This is a genomic window from Acinetobacter sp. TAC-1 (assembly GCF_029025845.1).
GTDB classification, from domain to species: domain Bacteria; phylum Pseudomonadota; class Gammaproteobacteria; order Pseudomonadales; family Moraxellaceae; genus Acinetobacter; species Acinetobacter guillouiae.
The window spans coordinates 3,123,845-3,138,199 of sequence record NZ_CP118892.1; the positions used below are offsets into that span (position 1 = coordinate 3,123,845).

Consider the following 14,355-nt stretch of genomic DNA (forward strand, 5'->3'; position numbering starts at 1 on the left):
TTTACTTATACTTGATCCGTCGATAGCCAGCTAAACCAATCAGTCCAATGATTGAAAGAAATCCTAGACTTCCACCAGAGGTCTTTACTTTATAGTTTTTAAAATCATCTGGCTTTCTTTGTACAATTCGTGCAGGAATCGTAATATAAGGATTATCCGATTTATTAAAACTTGTGGTCGATGTCACCACATTAATTTTAAATTCATCTGAACCTTGCCATTGACCGTTCGGTGTATACACAATATCACCTGCCTGATTTATCGTCATGGTGCCTTTAGATGGCGTATTGGTTTGAATAATCTTTAAACAACCTATTTGCCAAGGCTTACCATTGTCATCCAATTCGCGATTAAAAATTTGTTTACACTTTTCAGCACTAACAAGTTCACCATCTTGTAATTGATCAGAAATTGAAAATTTAGCTGTTTCACCATATAAAATATCTTGCCCTACGGTCGAAATGTTTCCAAGATCAATCACCAGTTCAATCGCACCACGATCACATAATTCTGAATTGGAATTTCTCTGTTTACTTCGCTGATCAAGAGTCGAACAAGCTGTTATTTTATCTTGAGGTTCTGGACCGTGATTAATAATCACAGAATCTTCAGCCGAGTTATAACTTGGTAAAATTCTTGGTAAAAAATAACCTAAGGCTACACTCGGTGACTCAGCAAATGGGCATAAAATCCCATTAGTACTAAAGTCACATTTTCCTTCTGTGGTACTTCCAGCAATCAGTTGCGCATTACCCAATGCTGTCGCTTTAAAACCATTGCATCCTGAAGAATAGAGGTTATTGCTGATCTGTTCTGCTTCACCACCAGACACAATCGTACAATCTTGTGTACCATTTTTGGCAATAATACTATTTGCGACAAAACCTTTCTTTTGAGGGGCGTCTACAATAAGGCCCATACTATTGAGGATCATGGTGATATTGTTGAGCTGCATAGCATCGTAGACTTTAACCACATAGCCTTTATTGTTAAAAATCGTACTATTTTCAATCCCATAGGGCGCAGTAGAGCCAAAGGCTTTCAATGCATCTTCAGAAAATTGATTTTTTGTTTCAAAATTTGAACTTGTAGCATCAGTAACCTCATTATCTCGAATCAATGATTGTGTGATAACAAATGCAGGTAATTCGGTATAAATTACACCACCTTTTTCTGCTTTATTGCCTTTGATTAAGGTCTTGTTAATCCCAACGATACTTAATGCGGTATTCGCAGCATAAATGCCTGCATTATAGATTGCACCACCTTCTTCAGCATGACCATCTAAAAGCTGGCTATTACTTATCCCCAATGCTTCTTTGTTATAGATCAGACCGCCTTGCTTAGCACATAGCTCTTGACCACAACCTTTTAAGGTAATTTCATCAAATGAAACCTTCAGCATTGCAGGTGGTGTCTCTGCTTTCTCATCTATATCTTTTTCGATCTGAAATAAACGTTCTTTTCCAACCATTTTAATAATGGCATTGTTTTTACCTACAAGCGTTTGTGTATTATTTACGTTACTTTCATAGGTCGAACCAAATGCGACATCCTTTAATATTCGGATTTGCTTATTCAGTGAATACTCTTTATTGCCTTGTAATATAATTTTTGCAGTCACCTCTTTGCCGCCACCACAACCATTGTAGCCAGCTTCAGGCATTCCCTGATTGACGTATTCAACTGCTTCTCTTAATGAACACTGATTATCAGCTTTTACAATATCGTCTGTGGTAGTCACAGTAATATTTGCACTAAATGCCTGACCAGTAATACATAATAATCCTAAGCCTATGCCCCGTTTGAGCATTATAGTCTCCTTGATTTCTTTTAATTATTTCTTATTAGCCAGCATTACGCTTTGCTATCAGTCCTTTTTGCGTACTTTGTCACACACAATAAAAATTCTCAAGAATTTTCATCGGCCGATCTATTGACTTCACTTCTTGTGTTACGCGCACTCAACAATAGTAAAAATCAACTATTGTCGATATTCATCAATCAATGCATAGAGCTGTCTTAAAGTTGCATGAGATAATTTAGTCTTCTCACCCTTTAATAACTTTTCTAGCTGTTCAACAGACTGAAGTAGTGTACTCGTTTGATGTGGCCCATGTAATAGCAAATATTCCGTTATTTGTGGGTCAAAATGTACACCCCGACGTTCCAACACAGAATGCAATAAAGCATGTCGATCTGCATAGGACTGTCCACTCGGTACTTTTACACTGACTGCCTGAGTAAGGCGAGATTGTAGGTCTGGTAATTCTAGCTTTAATTCTATCGGCGCAAATCGTGATGAAAACACCAACTGTCCGCCATCTTCGTTATTGTTATTAATCAGATGAAATACCGCTTTTTGCCAATGTGGTACACCGCTAATGGCCTCGATATCATCCAAGGCAACCAAATCATAGCTTTCTAATGAGGTAATTGCCTCTATGGGCGCATCAAGTAATTCTAAGAGCGAAACTTTAATCGCAGATTTGCCAATCTCTAAATAAGAATCACAAATCGCCGTGAGTAAATGACTTTTTCCAGTTCCAGCACCACCATAGATGTAGAAACGATTCATCAGCCCTGCATGAAGCTGACGCACAGCATCAATTACAGGTCCCCAACCTGGCCCAGAAAAATCACTAATTCTGGCATCCAGTTGTGGTTCTATATCCAACTGTAATTGACGCATATATTCAAATCATTCCTAAAGTGGATTTTGATCATTTTTAATCGATTGATCAGTATCTTGCGTGTTTTTAACTTCAATATCAAGATCAACTTTGTCGCTTTCGACTGAAATTGTTTCAGTAGTGCCATTATTTTGTATGGTCACTAAAGTATCTTCTGCTTTAAAGAACTGACTTTCTTGATATAAATCTTTGAGATGCTTGAGTAAAACCACGATAACAGCTGCAACTGGCAGTGCGATCAACATCCCGACAAAGCCACCCAACTGAGCCCCCGCAAGTACTGCAAATACCACAGCTACAGGAGATAAACCAATTTTATCGCCCAATAAGAACGGTTGAAGAATATATCCTTCGATGAGCTGCCCTACACCAAATACAGCCAGAACCATTAATAAATGTTTTGGATCTAGACCAAACTGGAAAAAACAGGCAATCACTGCCGCAATAATTCCGACACCAAAGCCAAGATATGGAATGATACTGCACAGCCCCGCAATCATACCAATAATTAATCCGACCTCTAAACCCACCAACTGCAAGCCTACAGCATAGACGATTCCCAATAAAATCATCACAAGGAACTGTCCTTTGACAAAAGCTCCCAAAACACTATGACATTCACCAACAATTTTAAGTACATTGCTTTCATATTGACGAGGAATAAAACTTTTTAAGTGTTCCAACATCCGCTTCCAATCAAGCAAGAAATAGAATGCAATAATTGGAATTAAAACAATTGTTCCGCCGATCGAAATAAAACTCAGTCCAGATTGGGCAATTTTTAAAGCCATCGCTTGGATACTGTCCGCACTATAGTTGGTCTGAACATACTCCATTACTACTTTAGAAATTTGGTCTGTATCCAATTCCATATGTTCAACATTGAAATTGTTGGATAACCACGGTAGGAAAGTAGAATTCACCCAATGGATTCCCGCAGGAATACTGTCACGGGCATAAATTAATTGTTTCCAAACCAAGGGCACAACAAACCATATTGCCCAAGTCAGTAACACGCCTATTCCAATAAAGACCACCGAAATAGAAAGCCACCTAGGTAAAACTTTTGACAGCTTATCCACCACTGGACTAAATAAATAGGCAACCAGAAAAGCCGCAACAAAAGGAATCACTACAGGTTTTAATAAATATAAAATCCATAAAACTAAAGCAATTCCAGCAAGGATAAAAATTCGTTTTAAAGTCCGATCGTGCATCGAATCACGCCTTTTTCAAATTTATTCGTTATGGAGGGGAAAATATTTTCATAAAGATAGCATTTTAGTGCAGAAATAACATAAGAGTTTCGTATATTCGGGTATAATCCCCGCGCGAATGCGGAGACTTCAATTATGAGCAACTCAACTTCTACCCCAAACACTGGTTTAAGCTATAAAGACGCTGGTGTCGATATTGAAGCGGGCGACGCACTTGTCGATCGAATCAAATCTGTCGCTAAACGTACAACACGCCCTGAAGTAATGGGTGGTTTAGGCGGCTTCGGCGCACTTTGCAGAATCCCTAAAGGTTATGAAGAACCTGTTCTTGTATCTGGTACAGATGGTGTCGGTACAAAATTACGTTTAGCATTGAACCTAAATCGTCATGACACGATTGGTCAAGACTTGGTTGCAATGTGTGTAAACGATCTTCTTGTATGTGGTGCTGAACCTCTATTCTTCCTCGATTATTACGCAACTGGACATTTAAATGTTGATGTTGCTGCAAATGTTGTGACGGGTATTGGTAAAGGTTGTGAGCTTGCAGGCTGCGCATTGGTCGGTGGTGAAACTGCTGAAATGCCTGGAATGTATGAAGGTGAAGACTATGACCTCGCAGGCTTCTCTGTGGGTGTAGTTGAAGCAAGCAAAATCATTGATGGTACCAAAGTAAAAGCAGGTGATGTTCTAATCGGCTTAGCCTCTTCTGGTGCACACTCAAACGGTTATTCTTTACTTCGTAAAATCTTAGACGTGAAAAACGTCGATTTAACTCAAATTGTAGATGGTCGTCCGCTTGCAGATGTTGCAATGGAACCAACACGTATTTATGTAAAACCAGTACTTGAACTGTGCAAACAAGTTGATGTCCATGCAATGGCACACATCACAGGCGGCGGTTTACCTGGTAATTTACCTCGTGTACTTCCAAATGGCGCTCAAGCGGTGATTAATGAATCGTCTTGGCAATGGCCTGAATTGTTCAAACTTTTACAACGTGAAGGTGCTGTAGAACAATTTGAAATGTACCGCACATTTAACTGTGGTGTGGGTATGGTCATCGCAGTTGATGCTGCTGATGCTGACAAAACTATTGAAGTTTTGACTGCTCAAGGCGAAAAAGCATGGACAATTGGTCATATTCAAGAAAATGCGGCTTCTATTGAAGGCGCAGATGAAAAAATTCGTGTGATTTTTGCATAAGTCTCTCACATGATTAAAATTGCTGTACTTGTCTCAGGCAGTGGAAGTAACCTTCAAGCCTTGATTGATGCCAATCTTTCAGGGCAAATCGTGGGGGTCATTTCCAATAAACCTGAAGCGTTTGCCTTAGAACGCGCTGCAAAAGCAGGCATTGCAACCACGGTGATTGAGCATAAACACTATCCTGATCGTGAAACTTTTGATGCTGTCATGCATCAACAATTACTGGATTGGGATGTTGATTTAGTCATTCTCGCTGGTTTTATGCGTATTCTCAGTGCCAAATTTGTCCAAGCATGGGAAGGGAAAATGGTCAACATCCACCCTTCACTATTGCCCTATTACAAAGGCATGCATACACATCAACGTGTTTTAAATACCGGTGATGTTTTACACGGGTGTACTGTGCATTATGTCACTGCTGAGTTAGATGCTGGACAAGCGTTGACTCAGGGTGTTTTAACAGTCGATCTACATGATAATGTGCAATCCCTTGCAGCACGTGTACATATACTTGAGCATTTAATTTATCCTCAAGCAGTTGAGTGGATCTGTAATGGCACCATTCAACACTTGGAAAATGGTCAGGTCTTATATAAGGGACAAGCACTTAAACAGCCAATTCAATTTTGCCAGCTTTAAGTATTGCTTGATTCAAAATACTGTCGAAAAAATGCATCCTCGGATGCATTTTTTATGGCTAAAAGAAATTTGTCTGTGTCGTAACCTTATATAACAATAGGTTTATAGCAGCACCGTCGCTTGAACTGCAACGTTTGACATAAAAAGATTTGAATCAATTTATGGGAAAAACAGCTGACTTTTTAGCGCTAGGCCGTAATAAAAAACCTTTATTTAGCGAGAGGTACAACCTGCCACTCATTCAACGACTGATTAATGGGTATTAGATAAATTTTGTTGAATCAGCTTTTTAATTAATTCAACTGTTTCAACTGGATGTTCCAAAGGAAACATATGCCCTCCAGCCGTCAGGGTAAAAGGAATACTAAATTTCTTTTTGGCAATTTGTGGAAATTTACGTTTTAAAAAAGGACTCTCTGAACCAATCACCAAATTTACAGGAACTTGTGGTTGTGGATGCGGTAACCACCAATAAGAAGGACCTGTTCTAAAAATTGCAACTTCAACATCTTTAGGAATAGTTAAAGTTACGCCACCACGAACATGGTCTTCTGTTAGCGCATAATCGATATAAGCCTGAAAACAATCTGCATCAAAATGTTGATAAAACCCCTTTGGACGTAACAACTCTGCGGCTTGTTGACGTGATTCCCAATGATCTCGACGGCGTATGCTGAGATGCGCTGGTGTCATTGCATCGATTTTTTGAGGATAAAATTTCTTTGCAAGATTAAAAACCAAGGAGGCGGTCCCCATAATCAAAGGAGGATCCAATAAAATCGCTTGTTCAAATAAATCTGGACGCTTAAATGAGGCTAAAAAAGTTGCCACAGCGCCTAATGAATGACCTAAACCAATTACTTTACGTCCATTAGACTGTTGCACAATACTATCAATCACTTGATCTGCAAAATTCGACCAATTGTTATCAATAGGATAACGTTGATCTGTACCTAACAGAGAAACATAAATCACATCATATTGATCTTTCAGTAAATCAAACAGTTTGGTATAGACTTGAGATGGCACACCATTGGCATGGGCAAAATGAATAACAGGTTTCATGTGAGATAGGCTAACCATGTCTTGCTTTACACTCTAAATATGATGAATTGAAAATACTGTAGCTGATAAATAGCATTCAGTTAAACATTTTAAGTGAACTCCGTGCTCTTATTTTACACTTAGCGATGCCACTCAAATGAATTAAACAGGTTTAAAGCAGTTATAAAGGCTTAAGCTAACAAAAAAATAGAGTTTTAAGATTGTGCTTGGCTTAATTTTTCATTTTTCTTTTTTTCATACACTTTGTTTTATTTCATAGAGGTTGGATCAGTAAACAGCAATGCTACCGCTATATTACTGTTTATTGATCCATAAAACCTAGACTATTGCATTTTCACATCTTGGTTCATACCAAGTTTTTGGCTCACAGCTTCACCTAAGCCATTCCCCATTTCTGAACCTAAACGGCCTAGAACGGAGTCAAATGGGCTACGCTCAACTGTATAATTGACTGTCTTTTTCACTTTTAATTCGCGTTTCAATGTTTCGATATTTCCTGCTTTATCTGCGATACCCAATTTAATGGCTTGGTCACCTGTCCAGAATAAGCCAGAGAAGATTGCTGGATCTTTCGATTTCAGCTTTTCACCACGGCCTTTTTTCACAGCATCGATAAAGTGATCATGAACATTGTCCAATAAAGCTTGAATATGCGCACGTTGTTCTGGATTAATCGGCTTGGTCATACTGAGTATGTCTTTATTGCTTCCCGAAGTCATGGTACGGTCTTCAACACCTAATTTTTGGGCTAAACCATTTACACCATAGTTCGGCATAATTACACCGATTGACCCCACCAAACTCGATGGATTTACCCAAATTTCATCTGCTGCTGATGCAATATAGTACGCACCTGAAGCACCCATATCACCAATCACAGCATAGACTTTTTTCTCTGGATTCTGTTTTTTAAGATACTGAATTTCTTGCCAAATATCATCAGACTGAACTGGTGATCCACCAGGTGAATTCACATTCAATACAACAGCTTTGGCAGACTTTGCTTCAAAGGCTTTCTTTAATGATTTAATCGTATCAGTACTATTTACGCCTTGACTGCTTGAATCAATCGTACCAACAATATTGACCACGCCTAAATGATTCTCTGAGGTTATTGTTGCATCATCTGAACCAGATAATGAACAACTCTTACCCAGTGCAACTAAGACAAACAGAATATAAAGAAAAGTGAGTATTTTAAAGAAGATCCCCCAACGACGAGTACGGCGTTGCTCTTCAACTGAAGCAAGAACAGCTTTCTCTAAGATCTTCCATTCCTGTCCTGTAGGCTGTTGGCCCGCAGAGGAATTCAAATTTGTATTGTCATTTTGAGGTTTCGGCGGCCAATCTGACATTTATACCATCCAAATTAATTATTCATGCTTCATTATATACACGGAATCCGTATAATCTATTTAATCATTACGATTTAACTTATAATAATTTGCTAAATCTCACCATTACTTAACTTCTGCATTAATTTTAGATCCAGATGACTGATAAACATAAGACTACAACTTCGCGACTCCTCAATTTTTTCAGCCGACTGCCAATCCCAATCGCGCGTTTTATCGCGCGTATTTTGGCAGGACTGGTCAATTTATTACATATCACAAAAACATCTGAAACCATTCGTCTAAATATTGAAATTTGCTTTCCAGATCTTGATAAACCTAAACGCGAGAAAATTACAGAACAGGCGATTCGTAATGAACTCCAATCTTATATGGAGTTCTTTACGGTTTGGGGGAGTTCCAATCAAAAAAATATCGATCGTATTCATCATGTTGAAGGTGAACACTATTTTCATGAGGCCATTGCTGAAAAAAAAGGGCTGGTATTGATCGTGCCGCATTTCGGTACATGGGAAATTATGAATGCATGGTTTGCCCAATATACCCAAATGACCATTATGTATGAACCGATTAAGGATGAAAGTGCAGATCGTTTTGTTCGTGCAGCGCGAAGTCGTGAAAATGCCACATTGGTTCCAACAGATGAGTCTGGGGTACGACAAATATTTAGGGCGTTAAAACAAGGTGGCACAACCGTGATTTTGCCTGACCATTCACCTCACCAAGGTGGAGAACTGATTAAATATTTTGGGATTCCACTCTCTTCGAGTAATTTAAGTGCCAAACTGATCCAAAAGACCAAATCCAAAGCACTTTTCTTATATGCGATCAGAAATGACAATCAGGGTTTTGATATGGTGGTTCAGCCGATTGATGAAAAGATCTATCAGGTGGATGCCAATCAAGGTACGCATATCATTTACACTGCACTGGAAAAATTAATCTGCCAATATCCAGAACACTATCACTGGAGTTATAAACGCTTTAAAGCTCATCCAAAACTTAAACAAATTTATAATGTACCCAATAAAGAAGCGATGGAAATGGTCACTTCAGTCCGCAATGATGCGATTACGGAAAGTGAGCCACTTTAAAGTTTGGCGATAACCCGTCACCTCCATCTGCCCTTGCGGATTTAGCTTAAATTGAATAGAACCTTGTTCAATCGTGGTTTTGACTGGAATGTTCAACACGTCTAACCGTTTCAATACAATCGGATGTGGATGGCCATAACGGTTGGCATATCCAGCCGATACAATCGCAAGTTTAGGTTGTAACTGCTTTAAAAAGGCATAAGAAGAACTATTTTTACTGCCATGATGACCCAGTACTAAGACATCGACCTTTAAATCGGGATATTGTGTTAACAGATTAAATTCGGTTTCCCAACCAGCATCCCCCATCAATAAAAAGTTTTGATATGACTTTGACTGAGGGACTTGGATATAGATCACACAAGACAATTCATTTCGATCATAGGCAGCTTTACTTAGGCTATTTTTAGTAGGCGCCAAGACGGAAATTCGAACATCTTCATATTGCCAATATTGTCCTTGATGGCAATAGTCAAAGTCATGCAGGTTAAAACGTGCATCTGTTTCATTTGAATAGACTTTGTTCATTTTGATCACTTTCTCTATTTCTGCAAATGCACCACTATGGTCTTGATCTAAATGCGTCAAAACCACCTGATCCAATTGGGCAATCCCTTGTCGCATCAGATATGGAATAATGACATTTTTGCCGATACTAAATCTTGCTTCATCAAATGAACCGCCTGTATCAATCAGCATTTTATGTTGGGGTAGGTTTAAAAAAATGGCCTGCCCTTGCCCAACATCTATGATATCCAGTTGAAATATTGCAGAACTTTTATGCGAGATCACTAAGGGGATTAAACAGACTATTGCCCAAAATTTTGGCAGCACACCTTTGGGCAAAAATAAAATAAACACAGCCAAAGCAATACAAACAATTTCTAGAGAAGTAAACGCCCACCAATTCAATTTAAAATTGAGCAGCTGATCTAATCTTTCCAGTAGGTACAGCAACATAGACAATAAAAGATCAGAAATCGTGAAAAGCCATAATCCCAAAGGTTCAAACAGCATACTTATACATGCGGCCAAAACTTCAATGGGAACAATCAGTGCACCGATCATTGGAATTGCAAGCAAATTGCTCAAGGGTGTAATCCACGAAAATTGTTGAAAAATCCACAGCACCACTGGCAGTAATGCAATAAATATTTTCCATTGTGAATCAATCAATACCCGTATAAATAGCTTAGTCTTGGTCTTCCATGTCTCTACAGTTGGGAGAGCATGTTGTTGAACCGTTTGATAGACGCGAATCAAAATAAAACATGAACCAAAGGACAGCCAGAAAGCAGAAGATAAGATACTAAAAGGATCAAGCAGCAATAAAATACTGGCCGTCAATAATAAATGTTTAAGTGGCTGGATTTTTTGCTTGAATAAAATAATAACGCTTAGAATTGAGACTGTTAGCATGGTTCTTAATGCCGGTATTTCAAAACCAACAAAAGCACTATAAAACACCACACAGGCTAAAAATGGATAAACCAATAAATAAGGTTGTGGAATATTCAAAAAAATCTGTGGATAAACTTTTTTAATGATTGAATTAAATAGAAAGCAAAACAATGTTGCAAAAATTAATACGTGCGGCCCAGAGATTGCAAGTAAATGGGAAATACCCATGGTCTTAAACAGGTCTTGAGTTTCATTTGCCAAGAGACTTTCATCCCCTGTCAATAATGCGAGGACTAAACCCTTATTTTTTAATGAAGAATCGGCAATTAAATCGCGAAACTTTAAACGTAAGTTCTCGATACTAAGTTGAATTCTATATCGCACGCTATTTTGTTGCTCAACAAAGCTGCTATAGCCCAATTGCTTCACTTGATTTTCATCGATATGTTCAACCGAGTGGGGCTTGAATACAGCCAGAATATTTTCTTGTAGAAACCATTTTTCCTTATCAAACACCCCTGCTACAGCATAACCATGAATCGGTTTGATGTGCCCTGTAACCCGATAATATTGCCCCAGCTGGATCATTTCAGACTGTGAGCCATCCAGATACATCAACATTTGTCTGACTTTGTTGGGTTCGAGTAGCAATACTTTTTGTTGGATACGCTGTTGAGCTTTTGGCAATTGAGTATTGGGGGATGTGTCTGTTTGCTTAATGCTATTTATGTTAGAAATATAAATAATTTTTTCAATTTGATGAGGTGGTGTATCACGTAAACTTAATCTTTTTCCGAGTGCGGAATCTGCATAATAAAAACCAAGGAGACCACTTGATATCCCCACTACACTGAGAGAAACCAACTTAAATACAACAGAATTGATCAAGCTATAGTTTAAGCATCGACATACACATAACATTAGGCTTAATGCTAAGCTGATCCAAACCAAGAGATTTAAATAAGCGGGTGAATAATATCCCATAAACGAGATACCCAATATCCATCCGATTAAAGCAATGTACATATACATAGTTTTTCTATTTATTGTTTTCAGTGTTTATTTATTGATTAAGCCCAATCAGATTGGGCTTAAGTCTAAAAATTATACATCAATTCAGCATGATATCATCAAAATAAATGCTGACTTAACCATCGATCCAGATACCATCTTGCATATGTAGGATTCTATCAGCTGATTTTGCCAGTTGCTCATCATGCGTCACAATCAACATAGCCATATTAAATTCCTCACGCAAATCACGCAGTAATTCAAAAATAGATTTTGCTGTTTTGCGATCCAAGTTTCCTGTCGGCTCATCGGCTAACATCAACTTCGGTTGTGTGACCAAGGCACGTGCTAAAGCCACACGTTGACGTTCACCCCCCGATAGCTCACCAGGTTGATGCGTTAAACGATGTGATAATCCAACCCGTTCAAGCAAATATTCAGCACGTTCTTTAACCTTTTTATATTCGGCATCTTTTCTTAACATCAACGGCATCGCAACATTTTCAAGCGCAGTAAATTCAGGCAATAAATGATGAAACTGATAAACAAAACCTAAATGTTCATTGCGTAAAAAGCCGCGTTCAGCTTCACCTAAGTTATCAAAACGTCTGCCATTTAAATTGACAAGACCTTGGGTCGGACGATCAAGTCCGCCCAAAATATGTAAGAGTGTGCTTTTACCTGAACCACTTGAACCTACAATAGAGACAAACTCACCTTGCCCGACTTGCAAAGATAAACCTGTAATCACGTCTACATGCGATTTACCATCCGTAAACGATTTATAGATATTTTGTGCCTCTAAAACCACTGGACTTTGTGTAGCACTATTCATAACGAAGCGCCTCCGCAGGTTGAATTTTAGCTGCTCGCAATGCAGGATAAATGGTTGCAATAAAACTTAGCCCCAAGGACAAGCTGACAATCACCACTACATCTTGCCATCTTAAATAAGAAGGTAAGTAGTTGATAAAATAAGCATCGAATAAATGTAATCCAAATGCAGTATTCAACCAGCCAATAAAGTTACTGATTCCTAATGCAGAGATAATCCCCAAAATTGCACCAGCAACCGTTCCAACCACACCAATCACAGTCCCTTGCACCATAAAAATGCGGGTAATTGTTGCTGGTGACGCGCCTAATGTTCTTAGAATCGCGATGTCTGATTTTTTATCCGTCACAACCATGACCAATGAAGAGACAATATTAAACGCAGCAACAAGCACGATGAGGAATAACAATAGACTGACCATTGCCTTTTCCATTTGGATTGCGCTGAATAAATTACCATGCGTATAGGTCCAATCTGAGGCATAGAAACCGCTCGGTAACTCACGAACAATTTCATTGGCAACCTGTGGCGCTTGGAAAATATCATCCAGTTTCATACGCACACCTTGCGCACCGTCAGGTAGACGTAATAGTGTAGATGCATCATTGAGTGCGATGTAACCTAAACTCGAATCAACTTCTGCGCCTATACTAAAAATACCAACAATTTTGAAACGTTTAAAACGTGGTACAACGCCTGCTGGCGAAGGGGTTGCTTCAGGTAAAACCAAGGTAACATTGTCATTTAGACCAAGGCCTAACGCATCAGTCATTTGTTTGCCTAGAACAATGCCATATTCACCTTTTTTTAGTTGATCTATGCTACCTTCCACCATATGATTTTGGATAATTGAAACCTTCTTTTCATATTGAGGTTCAATACCGGTCACCATGATCCCAGCGACTTGTCCTTGTGCGGTAAGCATACCTTGTAGTTGTGTAAATGGAGCAACACCAGTTACATGCTTATGTTGTTCAATTTTCTTTGCAAGCACAGGCCAGTCTGTTAGAATTTGTGTTGAAGAAACAGTGGCTTGAGGTATCATACCTAAAACACGGTTCTTTAACTCTCGGTCAAAACCATTCATAACAGATAAAACTGTAATCAGTACAGCAACCCCTAAGGTTAGACCGATCATGGAAACCAAAGCGATAAAAGAAATAAAGTGATTACTACGCCGTGCGCGAGTGTATCTCAACCCTATATACAGCGAGATTGGTTTAAACATACCATTCTAGTCCGAGGTGTTTTATGGAAGCGTTACAGCATCAAAATGAAGCAAATGAACGTCGTGTCATGTCACGAATCGATGCTGCGTTAAGGATCAACTATCAAATCATTTCTGAAGAAGTTGCGCTGAACGATCCATATGATGCTAATTTTGTATTACCGCGCTATTTTCTACTACTTGCAGAATTAGATCAATTTGATCATGCACTTCACTACGAATTAGAACAATTAAATGAAAAAGATCAACAAATTGCTCGAATCTTATCCTTATTCAACCAAAAGTTAAACCTTATTACTGGTTCTCTTTACGATTCTATTGTACAAACCATGTTACCAACGCCACAAAAAGTCAATTTTTCTGAAAGTGGCTTCAGTTTTACCAGTCAACAATACCTGAAACAAGGTAGCTTTATTCATGTCACCCTGAGTCATCCTGAAAATTTCTTCCATATTGCAGCAACGGCACAAATTGCGTACTCAGAACCTGCTGATAATGAGCAATATCGTGTAGGTGCTTACTTCATTACTTTACATCCACAAGATAAAGTCAAACTGGCTGAATGTATTCAACAAAACATCACCCTACAGAATAATTGATATTACACA

At 38.7% G+C, this 14,355-nt stretch carries 12 protein-coding genes; 4 read left to right on the forward strand and 8 right to left on the reverse strand.

Annotated elements, in window-relative coordinates:
* Position 1: 1 nt before the first annotated feature.
* The 3 genes from rbtA to cxpE form a co-directional block, all read right to left on the reverse strand.
* Positions 2-1,813 carry a rhombotarget A gene (gene rbtA, locus PYV58_RS14485; protein WP_034613199.1) on the reverse strand — a complete coding sequence of 604 codons (1,812 nt, stop codon included), beginning with the start codon at positions 1,811-1,813 and terminating at the stop codon, positions 2-4.
* Positions 1,814-1,984: 171 nt separating this feature from the next.
* Complete coding sequence (gene hda, locus PYV58_RS14490; RefSeq protein ID WP_004721759.1) at positions 1,985-2,692, reverse strand: DnaA regulatory inactivator Hda; 708 nt, start codon at positions 2,690-2,692, stop codon at positions 1,985-1,987.
* Between the two features lie 15 nt (positions 2,693-2,707).
* Entirely contained in the window at positions 2,708-3,910 is a 1,203-nt protein-coding gene (gene cxpE, locus PYV58_RS14495; RefSeq protein ID WP_004721760.1) for a chloramphenicol efflux transporter CxpE, read from the reverse strand.
* 135 nt (positions 3,911-4,045) lie between these two features.
* Between cxpE and purM the strand changes: the two genes are divergently transcribed.
* The gene (gene purM, locus PYV58_RS14500; RefSeq protein WP_004721761.1) at positions 4,046-5,116 is read left to right on the forward strand and encodes a phosphoribosylformylglycinamidine cyclo-ligase; all 1,071 of its coding nucleotides are present in this window, start codon (positions 4,046-4,048) and stop codon (positions 5,114-5,116) included.
* A 9-nt stretch (positions 5,117-5,125) separates the two neighbouring features.
* Positions 5,126-5,758 carry a phosphoribosylglycinamide formyltransferase gene (purN, locus tag PYV58_RS14505; protein WP_034613194.1) on the forward strand — a complete coding sequence of 211 codons (633 nt, stop codon included), beginning with the start codon at positions 5,126-5,128 and terminating at the stop codon, positions 5,756-5,758.
* A 252-nt stretch (positions 5,759-6,010) separates the two neighbouring features.
* On the opposite strand, the gene PYV58_RS14510 is transcribed toward purN, so the two are convergent.
* Positions 6,011-6,823: an alpha/beta hydrolase gene (locus PYV58_RS14510; RefSeq protein ID WP_034613190.1), complete on the reverse strand. Its 813-nt coding sequence runs from the start codon at positions 6,821-6,823 to the stop codon at positions 6,011-6,013.
* Positions 6,824-7,146: 323 nt separating this feature from the next.
* Positions 7,147-8,178 carry a signal peptide peptidase SppA gene (sppA, locus tag PYV58_RS14515; RefSeq protein ID WP_034613188.1) on the reverse strand — a complete coding sequence of 344 codons (1,032 nt, stop codon included), beginning with the start codon at positions 8,176-8,178 and terminating at the stop codon, positions 7,147-7,149.
* Between the two features lie 137 nt (positions 8,179-8,315).
* Here sppA and PYV58_RS14520 point away from each other — a divergent pair, with 137 nt between their 5' ends.
* Positions 8,316-9,272 carry a lysophospholipid acyltransferase family protein gene (locus PYV58_RS14520; RefSeq protein WP_034613185.1) on the forward strand — a complete coding sequence of 319 codons (957 nt, stop codon included), beginning with the start codon at positions 8,316-8,318 and terminating at the stop codon, positions 9,270-9,272.
* Here the strand turns inward: PYV58_RS14520 and PYV58_RS14525 are convergent.
* The 3 genes from PYV58_RS14525 to PYV58_RS14535 all read right to left on the reverse strand — a co-directional run bounded on the left by PYV58_RS14525 (position 9,231) and on the right by PYV58_RS14535 (position 13,747).
* A complete protein-coding gene (locus tag PYV58_RS14525) occupies positions 9,231-11,705 on the reverse strand; it encodes a DNA internalization-related competence protein ComEC/Rec2 (protein WP_034613180.1) in 2,475 nt (824 codons plus the stop codon). The genes PYV58_RS14520 and PYV58_RS14525 overlap by 42 nt on opposite strands.
* 115 nt (positions 11,706-11,820) lie before the next feature.
* Positions 11,821-12,519: a lipoprotein-releasing ABC transporter ATP-binding protein LolD gene (lolD, locus tag PYV58_RS14530; protein ID WP_034613177.1), complete on the reverse strand. Its 699-nt coding sequence runs from the start codon at positions 12,517-12,519 to the stop codon at positions 11,821-11,823.
* Entirely contained in the window at positions 12,512-13,747 is a 1,236-nt protein-coding gene (locus tag PYV58_RS14535; RefSeq protein WP_004721775.1) for a lipoprotein-releasing ABC transporter permease subunit, read from the reverse strand. The genes lolD and PYV58_RS14535 overlap by 8 nt, the downstream gene beginning before the upstream one ends.
* 23 nt (positions 13,748-13,770) lie before the next feature.
* Here PYV58_RS14535 and PYV58_RS14540 point away from each other — a divergent pair, with 23 nt between their 5' ends.
* A complete protein-coding gene (locus PYV58_RS14540; RefSeq protein WP_034613173.1) occupies positions 13,771-14,346 on the forward strand; it encodes a PilZ domain-containing protein in 576 nt (191 codons plus the stop codon).
* The last annotated feature ends 9 nt before the right edge of the window (positions 14,347-14,355 follow it).